Source organism: Actinosynnema sp. NPDC002837 (assembly GCF_040295345.1).
In the GTDB taxonomy this organism is placed as follows: Bacteria; Actinomycetota; Actinomycetes; order Mycobacteriales; family Pseudonocardiaceae; genus Actinosynnema.
In genome coordinates this window covers 1-14,504 of record NZ_JBEOVG010000104.1, presented here as the reverse complement: position 1 = coordinate 14,504, position 14,504 = coordinate 1, and the positions used below count along the sequence as shown (strand labels likewise).

The window sequence follows — 14,504 nt, the reverse complement described above, 5'->3', positions numbered from 1 at the left end:
GACTACGGGGCTCCGAGGTCGGTCGGCCGGTAGCCCGTCGGGTAGCCCGGGTAGGTCCGGTTCTTCGGGTTGTTGGTCAGGCGTGGCGTCCTCCGTGGCGGGAGGAGGAGGACGGTGGTCGCGCGCACCCGCAGGGCCGTCTTGGCGGCTTTGACGAGCCAGCCCGGCTGCGCGGGGAAGCCGAAGGCGGTCAGCATCGGCTCGTCGAGCATCGCCAGCACCGCGCGGGACGTCAGCGCAGGTGGCACCGGGTACCAGGAGCAGAACAGGTCCAGCGTGTACTGGCCGATCACGCGGTTCGTGTCGCTGTAGGTGAAGTGCTCCTCCTCGTACGCGCGCTTGAACGCCGCGTAGGCGGAGTAGGTCGGCGGCACGTCCTTGACGCCCATCCGGGCGCCCACGGCGCGGTAAAAGTGGAACGCGGCCAGCCGCTCGTGGTCGGTCAGGGGCCGCCAGCCGTACCGGGTGATCCACTCGATCGGGTCGAAGACGAACGTCGACAGCACGTACAGCATGTCGTCGTTCGAGATGTCGTACCGCCCGTGCAGCCGGTTCACCACCCGCAACGCCTCACGCCCGCGCGGCGAGTCGTACCCGTGCTCCACCAGCTCGGCCATCAGCAACGCCGTGTCGTCGTACCGCTGCTGCGGCCGGCGCTCGAACTCGCCGGTCTTGGCCAGCAGCGCCGAGATCGACGGCACGCAGTAGGTCCGGAACAGGGCGAACTCCAGCGACCGCACGTAGTCCCACGGGAACTCGTACCCGGACGAGATGCGCATGATCTCGACGTGGTCCCGCTCCGGGTCCAGCGAGGTGATCCGGCGACGGTTGGCGAAGCGGTCGGCCATGCGGATCAGCCTGCCTCAAGAAACCACCCGAGCGGGGTGACAATCGGGTGACTCGGGGGTACCCGGACCCCATGACACGACAAAACCCCAGGCCGGTGGACCTGGGGCTGCCATCGCGCTCCCCCTACTGGATTCGAACCAGTAACCCTTCGATTAACAGTCGAATGCTCTGCCATTGAGCTAAGGGGGAATGTTCTGTTGTGGGCCGGGCCTCGCGGCCCGACAGCGACAACTCTAGCGCATCCGGAACAGTGCTCGCGCACACCCCCCTCCTCGTGCGGTAGGAAGGGGTGTGACCAGGCACGATCTCCAGGAGAGGACCACCTCATGAAGGGCATCCTGCTCGGCGCCGCCGTCGGCTACGTCCTAGGGGCGCGCGCCGGACGCCAGCGCTACGACCAGATCGTGCGCGCCTACCGCTCCTTGGCCGACCACCCGGCCGTCCAGGGCGCTGCGGGCATCGTGCGCGCCAAGGTGGGCGAGAAGACCGGCTTCGGCCGGCACCAGCCCAACGCCAACGGCCACCGCCGCGACCCCGTCATCCCGCGCGCCAACTGAGCAACGCCGAGGCCGCCCTCGCACCGGGGGCGGCCTCGGTGCGGCTACGGCACCCGGGCCACGGCGAAGACCCGGCGGAACGGGAACCACGTCGTGCCGTCCGCCCGCCTCGGGTACGCCTCGCGCAGCAGCGGCGCCAACCGACCGCGGAACGCGGCCCACTCGCCGTCGTCCAGCGCCGCCCGGATCGGCCGCAGCGCCGTCCCGGTGATCCACTCCAGCACGGCGTCCTCCCCTTCCAGCCGCTGCAGGTACGTCGTCTCCCACGCGTCCACCGCGCAGCCGTCGAGCACCTCGGCGTACCCCACGGGGTCGAGCACCGGCGACGGCCGCAGCAGGCCGCGCAACGCGGGCCACGACGCGTCGACCAGCGACCGCACCAGCTCGTGCGACGGCCCGGAGAAGTTGCCCGGCACCTGCATCGCCAGCCACGCGCCGGACGGCAGCACCCGCACCCACTGCCGCAGCAGGTCCTCGTGCCCGGGCACCCACTGCAGCACCGCGTTGGTCACCACCACGTCGGTGTCCGGCTCGGGCTCCCACGCCGCCACGTCACCGACCCGCGCGTCGACCCCGCGGGCCCGCGCGGCCGAGACCATCTCCGGTGACGAGTCCAGCGCCTCCACCACGGCCGACGGCCACCGCTCGGCCAGCGAGGCGGTCAGGTTCCCCGGACCGCAGCCCAGGTCGACCACCCGGCGCGGCGAGGTGGCCCCGACCCGCGCCACCAGCTCGTGGAACGGCCGCGACCGGTGGTCGGCGAACGCGAGGTACTTGCCCGGATCCCACATGCGTGCACCCCCAGTAACAGTACGACTGTACTGCTACCGTACGCCGACCACGCTCACCCGCGCAGCTTGGCGATCTTCGCCGCCACCGACGCCGCGACCTCGCGGACCCGCTCGACGTCCACGCCCGGATCGGGCCGCACCTGCAGCACCACGCCGTCCTGCCCGGTCACCTTGCGCTGCACGAACCACGCGCCGACCGTCTCGTTGTGCTCCCGCGACCTGATCGACCCGGTCACCCGCTCGTGCACGACCTCGGGCACCTTGCCCGGCGACTCCAGCGGGAACCGCCGCGGCGGCAGGTCGCGCAGCACCACGGCCGCGCCCGCGGTGCCGTCCTCGACCGCCTCGACCACCGCCAACGCGTTCCCGCTCCACGTGGCCTTGCTGATCAGGTGCCACCCGACCCTCCGGGGGCCGGGGACCCACAGCCCGTACGACGTCGCCACGAGCCACTCGGAGCCCACGGCGGCCGACGCGAGCACGTTCTCGTCGGCCTCCAGCACCCCGGTGAACCCCTCGGGCGCGCCCGAGCCGAAAACCCTCCGGAACAGCCCCATCACAGCCCGCCCGCCGCTTGTTGGCCCAACGCCTTGTGGTAGTCCTCCAGCGCGATGAGGTCGCCGAACAGCGCCCGGTACTCGTCGGGCTCCTCCACCGGCGACACGCGCCGCAGCCGGGACTTGATCTCGGTGATCTGCCCCGCCACCAGGATCTGCTGCAACCGCGCCAGCACGCCCTGCACGTACCGGTACTCGTCGTCCGCCTTGACCCGGAGCTGCTCCACGGACAGCTCGGTCAGCACCGACCGCACGGCCTGGTGCCGGCACGCCTGCGACACCGCGTCCAGGAACGCCGGACCCGACATCCCGGACGACGCGCCGCCCGCCTCCCGGATCGCCTGGTGCAACGCCAGGTACGCGGGGTGCGTGAACGCCTCGTCGGGCAGCGAGTCGTAGTACGGCCCGGCCATCTCGGGCAGCTGCAACGCCGCCTTCAGCGCCTCCCGCTGCGCCCACAGCGCCGGGTCGCGCGGGTCGGGCCGCGGCGGACCGTCGACGTCCACGGCCAGCGCGCCCTGGTTCGGGTCGACCGGCGCGGCGGCACGACGTGACGGCGCGGGCGCCCGGCCGGTCGCCGTCTCACGCACCCGGCGCACCACGGCCGACTCGTCCTCCCAGCCGACCCACCAGGCCAGCCGGGTCGCGTAGCCGTCCCGCTTGGCCCGGTCCTTGATCTGGGCCACGAACGGCACCATGACCTTCAGCGCCTCCACCCGGCCGTCCACCGAGTCGAGGTCGTAGTCCTTCAACCGCGTCTTGATGGCGAACTCGAACAGCGGCGTGCGGCGGGCGACCAGGTCGCGCACGGCCACGTCGCCCTTCTCCTGCCGCAGCTCGCACGGGTCCATGCCGTCGGGCGCGATCGCGATGTAGGTCTGCGCGGAGAACGCCTGCTCGCCCTCGAATGCCTTCAGCGCCGCCTTCTGCCCGGCCGCGTCGCCGTCGAAGGTGAAGATGACCTCGCCGTTCATCGAGTCGTCGATGAGCAGCCGGCGCAGCACGTTCATGTGGTCCGCGCCGAACGCCGTGCCGCAGGACGCGACCGCCGTCGGCACGCCCGCCAGGTGCATGGCCATCACGTCGGTGTAGCCCTCGACGACCACGGCCTGCCTGCGCTTGGCGATCTCCCGCTTGGCCAGGTCCAGCCCGAACAGCACCTGCGACTTCTTGTAGATCGGGCTCTCGCTGGTGTTGAGGTACTTGGCCTGGATCGGGTCGTCGTCGAAGATCCGGCGGGCGCCGAAGCCGACGACGTCGCCGCCCATGTCCCGGATCGGCCACAGCAGCCGGCGGTGGAACCGGTCGATCGGTCCCTGCCTGCCCTCCTTGGTCAACTGGGCCTTGAGCAGCTCGGTGAGCTCGAACCCGCGCCCGAGGAGGTGCTTGGTGAGCTTGTCCCAGCCGCCCGGCGCGAACCCGCAGCCGAACTGCCGGGCCGCGGCCTCGTCGAAACCGCGTTGGGCCAGGAACTCCCGTGCGGCCAACGCGTCCGGCGTGGCCAACTGCTCGGCGTAGAACTCGGCGGCGACCCGGTGCGCCTCGATGAGCCTGCTGCGGGTGCCGCGGTCGCGCTGGACGGTCGCGCCGCCGCCCTCGTAGGTGAGCTGGATGCCCGCCCGGTCGGCCAGCCGCTCGACGGCCTCGACGAACCCGAGGTGCTCGATCTTCATCACGAACGCGATGACGTCGCCGCCCTCGCCGCAGCCGAAGCAGTGGAACGTGCCGTGCGAGGGGCGGACGTTGAACGACGGCGACTTCTCGTCGTGGAACGGGCACAGGCCCTTCAACGCGCCGGCGCCGGCACCGCGCAGGGAGACGTGGTCTCCCACGACCTCGTCGATCCGGCTCCGGTCACGCACCAGTGCGACGTCGCTCTCCCGGATGCGTCCTGCCACGTCGAGCGAGTCTAGTGCTGGCAGACTGGTGCCCGTGACCACCGGTGAGGAGACCTTGGCGTCCGAGCAGACCCTGGCCTCGACCTTCACCGGGCACCGCGCCCACCTGGTCGGCGTGGCCTACCGGCTCACGGGCAGCGTCGCGGACGCCGAGGACGCGGTGCAGGAGGCGTGGCTGCGGCTGACCGGGCTGAGCCGGGAGGCCCGGGCGGACATCAGGGACCTGCGCGGCTGGCTGACGACCGTGGTGGGCCGGATCTGCCTGGACCGGCTGCGGTCGGCGGCGGTGCGGCGGGAGCGCTACGTCGGGCAGTGGCTGCCCGAGCCGTTGGTCACCTCCGGCGAGGACGACCCGTTGGACGCGGTGGTGCGCGACGACGGCGTGCGGCTGGCGGCGCTGGTGGTGCTCGACCGCCTCACGCCCGAGCAGCGGGTGGCGTTCGTGCTGCACGACGCGTTCAGCGTGCCGTTCGCGGAGATCGCCGACGCGTTGGGCTGCACGGTCGCGACCGCCCGTCAGCACGCCTCGCGCGGTCGCAAGGCGGCGGCCGACGCCGACCCTCCGCCGCGGGTGGCGCTGGAGGAGCAGCGCGAGGTGCTGGAGCGGTTCCTCCGGGCCCTGGCCACCGGCGACGTCGACGCGGTGATCGGCCTGCTGCACCCGGACGTGGTGCTCGTCGGGGACGGCGGCGGCAAGGCCAAGACCGCGGCCCGCGTCATCGACGGCGCGGACAAGGTGGCGCGCTTCATCCTCGGCCTGCTGCGCCGGTACGGCGACGTCCAGGGGCGGCCCACGCTGGTCAACGGCGACGTCGGGCTGGTGTTCGGCGCCCAGGGCGAGCTCACGCCGCGCGTCGAGGCGGTCGTGGTGCGGGACGGCAAGGTGGCCGGCGTGTACGACATGTCGAACCCGGACAAGCTCGGCCACGTGCCGTTCCCCGAGGCCTCGTGAGACCGGTTACGGCATCGGCACCCGGCAGGCATCACCCGAGGTGAACCCCTGGTCGGTGATGCCGAACGCCGAGTTGAACCGGCCGCGCTGGTTCTCCAGCGCGATCAGGTAGGTCAGCTCGACCAGCCCCTGGTGGCCCAGCCGCCGGTCGAGTTCGGCGACCTGCTCGTCGGTGACGGCGGTCGGGGTCTCGGTCATCGCGTCGGCGTAGGCGAGGGCCAGCTTCTCCAGCTCCGTGTACTTGTCCGAGGTGCGGTAGTCGTGGATCTCCTTGAGCCGGTCGACGTCCAGGCCCTCGTGCTTGATCAGCATGGTGCCGAAGTCGACGCACCACGAGCAGCCGAGCTTCACCGCGGTGAGGTAGACGACCAGCTCCCGCAACGACACGGGCAGCGTCTTGGCGGCCTTCTCCACCGCCATCTCGTGCCGCGCGCCCGCGACGAAGAGCCGCCGGTGGTGCGCCGTCACCGTGAACGGCTCCGGCACCGCCCCGAACCGCTTCTTGGCGAACCGGTAGGCGAAGCGCACCAGCGGGTTGGCCTGCTTGGTCGTGACGACCGGGATCCTGGGTGCCATGTTCCCCTCCTCGTTTCGGGTCTTCACCCGGTGGACGAGGAAGGGCTGCGGAACGTGACGGTCAGGGCTTGGCCACCTGGGCGAGGAAGAAGATCGCGCCCGTGTCGGCGTGCCGGACGAGCAGGAGGTAGGGCCGGTCGACGCGGACCGTGCGGGCCGGTTCGGCCGGGATGAACGAGGTCAGGCGCATCATCACGGCGGTCGCCGCCGCGCCCTCGAAGCCCTGCTCGTCGAGCCGCAGCACGGCTTCGTGCACCACGTCGTCCACGTAGAGCCGCGGGTCGGGGCTCAGGCCCGTGAGGTCGGCACCGCGGCCGAACATGGTGCGCACGCCGACCTGCTGCAACGACTCGGCGAGCGAGACGTTCACCGACAACGCCAGCTTCGGCAGGAACAGCTCGATCCGGTCGTGGTCCAACGCCTCCAGCACCTCGGGCACGCCTTCGGTGCCGCCGAGGTCGCCCTCGGGCAGCAGCACGACCGCCTCCACGCCGCCGCGCGCGGCCAGCGCCACGGCCTCCCACCCGTCACGTCGCGCGTACCGCATGGAGCCCTCGCGGCGCATGGTGGGCACGTTCCCGGCGCCGCGGAAGGGCAGGTCGGCCGTGTCGTGCTCGGGGAACTCCTCGCTCCACGCGCACTTCAGGTACAGCGCGTTGACCAGCGTCGCGACCGTGTCGGACGTGATCGCGCCGGCGGCGAGCAGCTCGGGGACCAGCCCGCGGGTCGTCTCCGCCACGTCGGCGTTGATGAGCTTGCGGGCGCCCTCCGGGTCGCCGGCGAACGGCGCGGAGCGGGCCTTCGCGCCCGGCCACCCGGCCAGGTCGGTGAGGAAACCCTCGTTGAGCGGCAGTTCGTCCCACGCCCACAGCGTGTTGGCGACGGCGAACTCGGCGTCGTCGCCCACCACCGCGCCCTTGAGCACCTTGGCGTGGTCCGCGCCGAGCAGCGCGACCAGTTCGGCCTCCGTCTCGCCGCGCGCCGCCTGCGCCGTCATGCCGAGCGCGCTGGCCACCGAGTACGGCGACCAGCAGGCGTTGCGCGCGCGGTCGGGCGCGACGGCGTCGTGGAGGGTGAGGGCGAACGTCAGGTGCGCTCGATCAGGCACTGGGTCTCCTTAACCGCTATGGGGTCGTCCGGGATCGGACGTTCGCCCGCGCCGCTCGTGGGTCCGAGCGGCCGGGGGTGGCGTGGTTCGCGCACCCCGGCGGAGCCGTCGTCGCCGGGCTCGTCGTCCCACCCGTCGTACGGGAGCTCGGCGCCGACGTGCACCGGGTCGCGGGTCGGTCTGCGCCACGGCCAAGGACGGCCTGGCGGTCTGGTGGACTCATCGGCCATGGGGTCGAGTGTGCCACCGGTCACAGGGGTTCGGGGGCGGGACCGGCGAGCGCCCGCCGCCACGCCACGGCCTGGGCGTCGGTGAGCGAGGCGACCTGGTCGACCACGACGCGCAGCCGTTCGGCGTCGGTGCCGGCGGCGGCCCAGGAGGGGTGGAACGCGGGGTCGAGCGTGTCCGGGGCGCGCATCAGCAGGAGGTGGACCAGTTCGGCGACCAGCTCGCGTTGCCGGGCCTGCATGGCCAGCCGGGACGGGTCGCTCATCACGTACCGGACCGCGACCGCCTTGAGCAGCGCCACCTCGGCCGCGACCAGGGGCGGCACGACCAGGTCGGCCCGGTAGCGGCTCAGCGGGCCGTCGCCGTGCACCTCGCGGGTCGCGCCGACGGCGGCGGAGGCGAACCGGCCGACCAGCTCGCTGGTGAGCCGCTTCAACGCGACCTGCGCGCGCAGCGAGCCGTCGTACTCGGCCAGTTCGGCGATCACCGGCAGGGCGAGCAGCTCGGTGGCGGCGGCTTCGAGCGCGGAGGTCGGCTCGTCGGAGAAGTGCTTGGCGGCGAGGCCCGCGATGGCGGCGCGCTCGGCCGGGTCGCCGAGGGCGGCCAGGCTGATCCGGTGCGCCAGCACGCCGTCCTCCACGTCGTGCACGGAGTACGCGACGTCGTCGGCCCAGTCCATGACCTGCGCTTCCAGGCACCGCCGTCGATCGGGCGCGCCTTCGCGGACCCACGTGAACACGTCGAGGTCGTCGTCGTAGGCGCCGAACTTCACCATCCCGGGACGGCGGGTCCACGGGTACTTGGTGGCCGCGTCGAGGCACGCCCGGGTCAGGTTGAGGCCCTTGGCGGTCTTGGGTTCGAGCCGGGTCAGGATGCGCAGGGTCTGGGCGTTGCCCTCGAAGCCGCCGCACGGACCGGCCAGCTCGTCGAGCGCGCGTTCACCGTTGTGGCCGAACGGCGGGTGCCCGATGTCGTGCGCGAGGCCGGCGGTGTCGACCACGTCCGGGTCGCAGCCGAGCTCCTCGCCGATGCCGCGGCCGATCTGGGCGACCTCCAGCGAGTGGGTGAGCCGGGTGCGGGGCACGCCGGTCACCTCCGCGCCCTCGCCGGGGCCGACGACCTGGGTCTTGCCCGCGAGCCGGCGCAGCGCCGCCGAGTGCAGCACGCGGGCCCGGTCCCGGGAGAACGGCGAGCGGCTCTCGGTGCGCGCTCCGGGCAGCACCGCTCCCTTGGGCGGCTCGGGGAGCAGCCGCGCGGAGTCGTGTCCGGTGTAGCCCTGGCTCATCCGCTCAGGGTAAGCGGCGACCTACAGCAGGATGCCGTCGAACGCGCCAGCCGGCGCCTTCATCAGGTGGTAGTAGAGCAGCGCGCCGGTCTCGCGGCGGATGTAGAACAGCTGGGTCTGGCGGGTCTGCACGTTCGGCCCGCTGCGGGTCGGCGAGGTCCACGCGGACAGGCCCTCGTCCTCGGCCATCGTGCGCGCCCGCAGCGAGTGCCACGGGTCGCTGACGATCACGGCCGTGGTGAGCGACTTCTCGCGGGCGGCGGCGGCGAGCGCCCGGATGCTGCCCAGGGTGTCGGTGCCCTCGCCGACTTCGAGGATCCGGTCGGTGGGCACGTCGTGCGCCTCCAACCACATCCGGCCGGCCTCGCCCTCGGTGAAGTTGTCGCCGGGCTGCCTGCCGCCGGTGGTGGCGATGTAGTTGACCACACCCTGCTCGTACAGCCGGCGCGCGTGCTCCAGCCGTGCCTCCAGGACGTCGGAGGGCACGCCGTTGAACTGGGCCGCACCGAGGACCACGGCCATGTCGGCGTGGGCCCGGTCGTCCTCGCGGGCCACCTGCCACACGCGGAACGCCGTGCCGCCGACGACGAGGAGCCCGATCACGAGGCCGCCGAGGACGACGCGCGTGGCCAGCCTGCGGAGTCTCGGCAGGAACGTCACGCCGGGGATGATCCCACACCCGCGCGGGCGTGAGGGCTGCCAGGATCGCCGACATGGCAGCAGACCAGCCGACGATCGTGGCCACCTCAGGTGGTTTCCGCGCCGGGCGACGCACCAACCTGGAGTTCCACCGACTCGCGCACCACGCCGTCGAGCTGTCCGGCGTGCACGGCCGGACACCGCGGGTGTGCCACATCGGCACCGCGTTGGGCGACCAGCGGTGGTTCAACGCGGACATCTCCGAAGCCGGGCAGCTGGCGGGGTGGGAGGTGTCGCACCTGAACCTGTTCACCATGCCGCCGACGACCGACGTCGCGGGCTTCCTCGGTTCGCACGACGTCGTGTGGGTCGGCGGTGGTTCGGTGGCGAACCTGCTGGCGGTGTGGGCGGTGCACGACCTCGGGTCGGCGCTGCGCGGCGCGTGGCAGGACGGCGTCGTGCTCGGTGGCGTGTCCGCCGGGTCGATCTGCTGGTTCCTCGGCGGCTCGACGGACTCGTTCGGCCCGGAGCTGCGCGTGATCACGAACGGCCTGGGTTTCCTGCCGTACGGCAACGGGGTCCACTACGACAGCGAGGCGGCGCGGCGGCCGACGATCCACGCGGCGGTGGCGGCGGGCGTGCTGCCGGAGACGCACTGCACCGACGACGGCGCCGGGCTCGTCTACCACGGCGCCGAGCTCGTGGAGGCGGTGTCCGAACGGCGCACCGGCGGTGCGTACGTGGTGCGACGTGACGAATCTTCAGGAACCGCACGGGAGGAACCGCTCGACGTCAGGCGGTTGTGAAACGGACCGCGCGGAGGTGGGACGACGCCGGAGGACGGGGCGCACCTGACCGCAGACGCCGTCGTCCACGTGGACGATCAGCGCGCTCATGGCTCCAAGCGGGCGAAGCACCTGGCCTCGGGCCGCGTTCCTGTCCGAGGACCACCTCAAGTCACTCCGGTACGCCACCGAGGACGGCGAGCCGATCACCGGCAGCGCCAACGGCTTCGACCTCTCCATGTTCCGCCTGCGGAGGCCCTTGAGCGACACGCGGGCCGACGACTCGGGTCAGGCCCTCTGATACAGCTCGCGGGCCGTTCGGATGGCCGGGGCCACGACGCCGTCGAGGTAGGGCGTCGAGAACGACCTGCCCCAGTTCAGCGACGAGTGCGGCCCCATCTGGTGCGGGTGGCCGAACGACGCCAGGTAGACGGGTACGCCGGCCAGGTGGACGTGTTCGAGGTTCGGCGCGAGGGTGCGCGCCCGCGTCACGATGGAGTCGATCCCGGCGCGGGCGGGCCGGCTCTGCAGGACGCACAGCGCCGGCTCCAGCACCCGCACCGTGGCCGCCAGGTGCGGCAGGCAGTTCGCGGTCATCACCGGCGTCCCCCGCGAGGTGGTGGTCCCGGTGGCGACCGCCGAGCACAGCCGGACGTTGACCAGCGCGTAGGCGTCCATGACGTGCACGGGGCTCGGGGTGTTCGCCAGGTCGAGCAGCTCGCCACGCCGGTCCGGCCCCGGTTCGCGGCCGAACGCCAGTCGCAACGCGCTCGCGGTGCCCTTCATGTGCGGCTTCCGGCTGCGCGGGTCGCCGTCGATCACCGGCTGCTGCTCGGCCCGCCGCTCCGCCAGCGTGACGTGCTCGCGTTCCCTGCCGGTCTCCATGCCCAGCACGAGGACGCGCCACGGTCGGCCGTCCTCCACGATGTCGTAGTGGTGGCCGACGTGCGACAGCCGGCCGCGCCAGAACGACGTGCCCCGGCGTCGCAACGCCGACGCCCGACAGACGGTCTCCTTGTCACACGTGAACCCGCCGTCACCCAGCACGTGGACACTCATGTACCGGTCCAGCTCGGCGATGCGTGACCGGGTCCGCTCGGGGTCGCTGTGCGAGGTCACCGGCAGGACGATAGATCGTCGTGCCCGCCCCGTACGCGGACGCGGCCGTCCGGCACCCGCTCGCGGTGGTGACGGGGACGGGCATGCTGGTACACCACGGACCGCGAACTCCCAGAGGGGGCGGGGATGGCGAGGCTGCTGGCCGCGTTGGACGAGCACGTCACCGTCGAGTGGGGCAAGTTCGGCCTCATCGACGACGACCGGGTGGAGCCCGGCGAGCCGGGCTGGTCCGCGCTGGGCTCACCGGAGACGATGCTGACCGGCAAGAACGGCGCCGTCTTCCGCAGTGGCGGTGCCATGCACCTGGCGGCCGTGCGGCTGGAGTCGTGGGACGGGCCGGCGGACTCGCCCGAGGGGCGGTGGGACGTGGTGTGGGAGGACGAGATCCCCCTCACCTCCGGGGTGCTGCGACTGGTCACCGTGACGACCTGGGCGCCGGAGGGGACCCTGCGGCTGAGCGGTCCCGGTGTCCACGCGATGCGGGTGCACTGCCGCGGCCGCGAAGCCGCCGCCGAAGTGGGTTCCCTGCCTTACACGGAAGAGGTCGTCGAGCACTGGGTCATGCAGTTCTGGCCCCGGTGAGCGGCGGGACGGACGGGTCGACCGCCCGTCCCGCCCACCGTCACGGCGTCGGGTCGACGTGGAACGCGTCGCTGTCCAGGATGCGGTCGTAGGAGTACCACGCTCCCAGCCAGGTGCCGGCGGCCTCGTTGTCCGGGCCGGAGATGCGGCTCACCGAGAACCTCCCATCCCCGCGGGCCGCTCCCTGGTGGGTGGTGTTGAACGGGTATTCGTCACACTGGTACTTCCCGCCCTCGGCGTAACCGGAGCCCCATTCGGCGACGCACGCCTTCACCGCCTCCGCGCGGTTCTGGTTCGTGTTGTTGAAGTACCAGCGGGTGAGCGATTCGCCATTCACCGCACCGGGGATCGTCTTGCCGTCTATGCGCGGGATGGTGAGCTGCGGTGACTGCTGGGCGAGCCGGTAGTGCGCCGCCGACTCGGTCATCGCCGCGAATTCCGGCCGGCTCACCGGGATGTGCATGACGGCCTTGACCCTGCTGAAGATCGCGGCGTTGTTGCCGTTGAGGTTCAGGTAGTTGACGGTGTCGTACCGGACCTTCTGCGGCGGGCTGTCCTTCGTCTGGGGCTGCGAGCCGGGCAGCCCGACCACCCTCGCCGTCGCGCGGGACCAGAAGTCCATGTAGCCGAGCCGGTTGGGGTTCTCCGGCGTCAGCGCAGGCGCCGTGGACGTGAAGCGCGTGGCGTAGGCCGGCACGCGCTCCCACTCCGCGAGCGACTTCTCCAGGTCCGTCGGCTGTCGTGGGTCCTCGGTGCACTCATCGCCGTTCAGCAGCGCGACGCACTCCAGGTCGAGCTTGAGGAACGTCGCTTCCTTGAGCGCCGGGGTGTTCGAGACGATGTCGTCGACGAACGTGACGAACCGGACCGCCCGGTCGCGCTCCGACCCGAAGCCCAGGATCGTGACGCGGAAGGTCGACTTCACGGTGACGCACTGGTTGAGCACGCAGATCCGGTCGCCCTTCTCGCCCTTCATGATGCGGCAGAAGGCGTAGTGGTTCTTGATCCACCCGTCGTCCGAGCCGGCGACGTCCGCGTGCTCGTGGCACTCGTCCGGGCCGGTGATGTAGTCGTACTCGAACGGCGGTGGTGACCAGCCCTGCGCGGTGAGCTGCGGCGGGCCGTAGTCCGACCGGTAGGTCGCCTTGGCGTCGCGGTCCTCCTGGCGCAGTTGCTCCAGGGTGGGCCGCGGACCGGTGCGCGCCCCCGTGTCACCGGTCGCCCCGACTTCGTTCGCCGGGTAGAACTTCAGCTCCGAGGACACCACCGTGCCCTTCGACAGCAGATCGGGCGGAATGGAATCGGGGGCAGCCGAAGCCGGCAGTGCACCACCCGCCACCGTGACCGATGCGATCAGTCCCGCCAGCAGGACACGAATCCACCCGCGTGAACGCGTTGAATGATTTTTCATCGCTCGCCTTCGTTGTCGTGAGAACAACGGCTTGAGAGGCAGCGAACAGTAAATCCCCCCAGCGCGTTACCGCGCTCAAATCACGCAGGACCCCCGTCCAGCAATGTGCCTCCCCTGCACGACCGCGAAGCTAGCAGCGCACAGCGACACCTGACAACATCTTTGAGTTATTCCAGATCGGCTCGCATTGATCATTCGAGGCGGCGGCGAACAACGGCATTTATCGGTGTGATTCCACGCGAGCAGCCCCGGGTCGCCGGGCGGCGGGATGGTCAGCACTTCCCGGATCGTGCGGACCGGCGTGTCCTCGCACGAGTAGACCAACCACTCCGGCGTGAACGGGTCCGCCTCCGGCGAGGGTTCCGCTGCGTGGCGTTGGTCGGTGTCGAACAGGAGGTCGTACCTCTCCGCGTCGCCATCACACCGGAAACCGAGGACACCGTCGCTCATGGGCACGACGTGCTCAGAGAGCGCTGTCTGCTGTTCGTTGCCGCGACTCGCGCCCGAGACGCCGTTCGGGTCTCGTACAGCCAGGCCGGAAGTCCATGCCTCGGCGTAACCAAGAGTTGAAGGTTTTCTCGCAGATTCCAGGAGATTCTCCGCTCAAGCTTCAACAAGGACTTCAAAGATACGCTTGAAGGTGTGAATGCCGAGGAGATGACGGAGCACCTCAAGTCCTATGCCGGTACCCGCGTGATGGAGGCGTACGGCGACACGTTCTTCCTCTACGACCCCGACGGCGACCTCCCGCCGGAGCGCCGGCTGCCGTTCGCGACGATCGTGACCGGCGACAACTACGAGCGGGTGTCCCGGTTGAGCGAGCCGGGGGCCTACCGGCTCAACATCGGGCTCACCAAAGCGACTTACACCGCGATGTTCGGCGCCGTGCCGACCGAGCGCGACGAGGAGGGCGTGCTGGAGACCGGGTTCGACTACGCGGAACGGGATCGCGTGATGCCGCACCCGGTCTACGCGTCGCAGCACTGGGTCTGCGTGGTGTCGCCGGGCGAGGCGACGCTCGACGCCGTCCGGCCGCTGCTCGCCGAGGCGCACGCGTTCGCGGCGCGCAAGCACGCCAACCACGCCCGGCGGACCGGGTCCTGAGGCCCCCGGCGCGGGCACGGGAGGTGCTGGCGTTCGGGCTGCCGTTGGCGGGTGCGAGCCTGC

At 71.5% G+C, this 14,504-nt stretch carries 17 protein-coding genes and 1 tRNA gene; 6 read left to right on the top strand and 12 right to left on the bottom strand.

Annotated elements, in window-relative coordinates; all coding sequences use genetic code 11:
* Window positions 1-2: 2 nt before the first annotated feature.
* Window positions 3-848, bottom strand: coding sequence for an oxygenase MpaB family protein (locus ABTZ99_RS39045; protein WP_499618060.1), 846 nt, complete (start codon window positions 846-848; stop codon window positions 3-5).
* A gap of 118 nt (window positions 849-966) precedes the next feature.
* Window positions 967-1,038 (bottom strand) — tRNA-Asn (locus ABTZ99_RS39040).
* A gap of 137 nt (window positions 1,039-1,175) precedes the next feature.
* On the opposite strand from ABTZ99_RS39040, the gene ABTZ99_RS39035 reads away from it, so the two are divergent.
* Window positions 1,176-1,406: a hypothetical protein gene (locus ABTZ99_RS39035; RefSeq protein ID WP_073889848.1), complete on the top strand. Its 231-nt coding sequence runs from the start codon at window positions 1,176-1,178 to the stop codon at window positions 1,404-1,406.
* Between the two features lie 44 nt (window positions 1,407-1,450).
* On the opposite strand, the gene ABTZ99_RS39030 is transcribed toward ABTZ99_RS39035, so the two are convergent.
* From ABTZ99_RS39030 to dnaG, 3 genes are read right to left on the bottom strand one after another with little or no spacing between them, the layout of a single operon-like run.
* Window positions 1,451-2,197: a trans-aconitate 2-methyltransferase gene (locus tag ABTZ99_RS39030; protein WP_499618059.1), complete on the bottom strand. Its 747-nt coding sequence runs from the start codon at window positions 2,195-2,197 to the stop codon at window positions 1,451-1,453.
* A gap of 53 nt (window positions 2,198-2,250) precedes the next feature.
* Complete coding sequence (locus ABTZ99_RS39025; protein ID WP_499618058.1) at window positions 2,251-2,754, bottom strand: hypothetical protein; 504 nt, start codon at window positions 2,752-2,754, stop codon at window positions 2,251-2,253.
* Entirely contained in the window at window positions 2,754-4,652 is a 1,899-nt protein-coding gene (gene dnaG / locus ABTZ99_RS39020; RefSeq protein ID WP_499618057.1) for a DNA primase, read from the bottom strand. Before dnaG ends, ABTZ99_RS39025 begins: the two co-directional genes overlap by 1 nt.
* 25 nt (window positions 4,653-4,677) lie before the next feature.
* Here dnaG and ABTZ99_RS39015 point away from each other — a divergent pair, with 25 nt between their 5' ends.
* The gene (locus ABTZ99_RS39015) at window positions 4,678-5,604 is read left to right on the top strand and encodes a sigma-70 family RNA polymerase sigma factor (protein WP_499618065.1); all 927 of its coding nucleotides are present in this window, start codon (window positions 4,678-4,680) and stop codon (window positions 5,602-5,604) included.
* A 6-nt stretch (window positions 5,605-5,610) separates the two neighbouring features.
* Here the strand turns inward: ABTZ99_RS39015 and ABTZ99_RS39010 are convergent, their stop codons facing one another.
* The 5 genes from ABTZ99_RS39010 to ABTZ99_RS38990 form a co-directional block, all read right to left on the bottom strand.
* A complete protein-coding gene (locus tag ABTZ99_RS39010; protein WP_498784002.1) occupies window positions 5,611-6,180 on the bottom strand; it encodes a carboxymuconolactone decarboxylase family protein in 570 nt (189 codons plus the stop codon).
* Between the two features lie 61 nt (window positions 6,181-6,241).
* The gene (locus tag ABTZ99_RS39005) at window positions 6,242-7,288 is read right to left on the bottom strand and encodes a serpin family protein (protein WP_499618056.1); all 1,047 of its coding nucleotides are present in this window, start codon (window positions 7,286-7,288) and stop codon (window positions 6,242-6,244) included.
* The gene (locus tag ABTZ99_RS39000; protein WP_498784006.1) at window positions 7,267-7,518 is read right to left on the bottom strand and encodes a hypothetical protein; all 252 of its coding nucleotides are present in this window, start codon (window positions 7,516-7,518) and stop codon (window positions 7,267-7,269) included. The genes ABTZ99_RS39005 and ABTZ99_RS39000 overlap by 22 nt, the downstream gene beginning before the upstream one ends.
* Window positions 7,519-7,538: 20 nt before the next feature.
* Window positions 7,539-8,801: a deoxyguanosinetriphosphate triphosphohydrolase gene (locus tag ABTZ99_RS38995; protein ID WP_498784008.1), complete on the bottom strand. Its 1,263-nt coding sequence runs from the start codon at window positions 8,799-8,801 to the stop codon at window positions 7,539-7,541.
* A gap of 21 nt (window positions 8,802-8,822) precedes the next feature.
* Complete coding sequence (locus ABTZ99_RS38990) at window positions 8,823-9,461, bottom strand: YdcF family protein (RefSeq protein ID WP_498784010.1); 639 nt, start codon at window positions 9,459-9,461, stop codon at window positions 8,823-8,825.
* A 53-nt stretch (window positions 9,462-9,514) separates the two neighbouring features.
* Here ABTZ99_RS38990 and ABTZ99_RS38985 point away from each other — a divergent pair, with 53 nt between their 5' ends.
* Both ABTZ99_RS38985 and ABTZ99_RS38980 read left to right on the top strand, forming a co-directional pair.
* Window positions 9,515-10,246 (top strand): Type 1 glutamine amidotransferase-like domain-containing protein, encoded by a 732-nt coding sequence (locus ABTZ99_RS38985; protein ID WP_499618055.1) that lies wholly within the window; start codon window positions 9,515-9,517, stop codon window positions 10,244-10,246.
* An 88-nt stretch (window positions 10,247-10,334) separates the two neighbouring features.
* On the top strand, window positions 10,335-10,526 hold the full coding sequence (locus ABTZ99_RS38980) for a hypothetical protein (RefSeq protein WP_498784014.1): 192 nt from the start codon (window positions 10,335-10,337) through the stop codon (window positions 10,524-10,526).
* Here ABTZ99_RS38980 and ABTZ99_RS38975 read toward each other — a convergent pair.
* Window positions 10,514-11,344, bottom strand: coding sequence for a hypothetical protein (locus ABTZ99_RS38975; RefSeq protein ID WP_499618054.1), 831 nt, complete (start codon window positions 11,342-11,344; stop codon window positions 10,514-10,516). The two genes, ABTZ99_RS38980 and ABTZ99_RS38975, sit on opposite strands and share 13 nt — an antisense overlap.
* Before the next feature lie 126 nt (window positions 11,345-11,470).
* On the opposite strand from ABTZ99_RS38975, the gene ABTZ99_RS38970 reads away from it, so the two are divergent.
* A complete protein-coding gene (locus ABTZ99_RS38970; RefSeq protein WP_498784018.1) occupies window positions 11,471-11,926 on the top strand; it encodes a hypothetical protein in 456 nt (151 codons plus the stop codon).
* A gap of 40 nt (window positions 11,927-11,966) precedes the next feature.
* Here the strand turns inward: ABTZ99_RS38970 and ABTZ99_RS38965 are convergent, their stop codons facing one another.
* Window positions 11,967-13,190: a NucA/NucB deoxyribonuclease domain-containing protein gene (locus ABTZ99_RS38965; protein WP_498784020.1), complete on the bottom strand. Its 1,224-nt coding sequence runs from the start codon at window positions 13,188-13,190 to the stop codon at window positions 11,967-11,969.
* 789 nt (window positions 13,191-13,979) lie between these two features.
* Here ABTZ99_RS38965 and ABTZ99_RS38960 point away from each other — a divergent pair.
* Window positions 13,980-14,441 carry a DUF6194 family protein gene (locus tag ABTZ99_RS38960; RefSeq protein ID WP_499618053.1) on the top strand — a complete coding sequence of 154 codons (462 nt, stop codon included), beginning with the start codon at window positions 13,980-13,982 and terminating at the stop codon, window positions 14,439-14,441.
* The last annotated feature ends 63 nt before the right edge of the window (window positions 14,442-14,504 follow it).

Coding starts and splice junctions, on each gene's coding strand:
- ABTZ99_RS39030 (WP_499618059.1), bottom strand. CDS start 2,197: ATGTGGGATCCGGGCAAGTACCTCGCGTTCGCCGACCACCGGTCGCGG.
- ABTZ99_RS38995 (WP_498784008.1), bottom strand. CDS start 8,801: ATGAGCCAGGGCTACACCGGACACGACTCCGCGCGGCTGCTCCCCGAG.
- ABTZ99_RS39045 (WP_499618060.1), bottom strand. CDS start 848: ATGGCCGACCGCTTCGCCAACCGTCGCCGGATCACCTCGCTGGACCCG.
- ABTZ99_RS38970 (WP_498784018.1), top strand. CDS start 11,471: ATGGCGAGGCTGCTGGCCGCGTTGGACGAGCACGTCACCGTCGAGTGG.
- ABTZ99_RS39025 (WP_499618058.1), bottom strand. CDS start 2,754: ATGGGGCTGTTCCGGAGGGTTTTCGGCTCGGGCGCGCCCGAGGGGTTC.
- ABTZ99_RS39010 (WP_498784002.1), bottom strand. CDS start 6,180: ATGGCACCCAGGATCCCGGTCGTCACGACCAAGCAGGCCAACCCGCTG.
- ABTZ99_RS38980 (WP_498784014.1), top strand. CDS start 10,335: ATGGCTCCAAGCGGGCGAAGCACCTGGCCTCGGGCCGCGTTCCTGTCC.
- ABTZ99_RS39000 (WP_498784006.1), bottom strand. CDS start 7,518: ATGGCCGATGAGTCCACCAGACCGCCAGGCCGTCCTTGGCCGTGGCGC.
- ABTZ99_RS39035 (WP_073889848.1), top strand. CDS start 1,176: ATGAAGGGCATCCTGCTCGGCGCCGCCGTCGGCTACGTCCTAGGGGCG.
- ABTZ99_RS38985 (WP_499618055.1), top strand. CDS start 9,515: ATGGCAGCAGACCAGCCGACGATCGTGGCCACCTCAGGTGGTTTCCGC.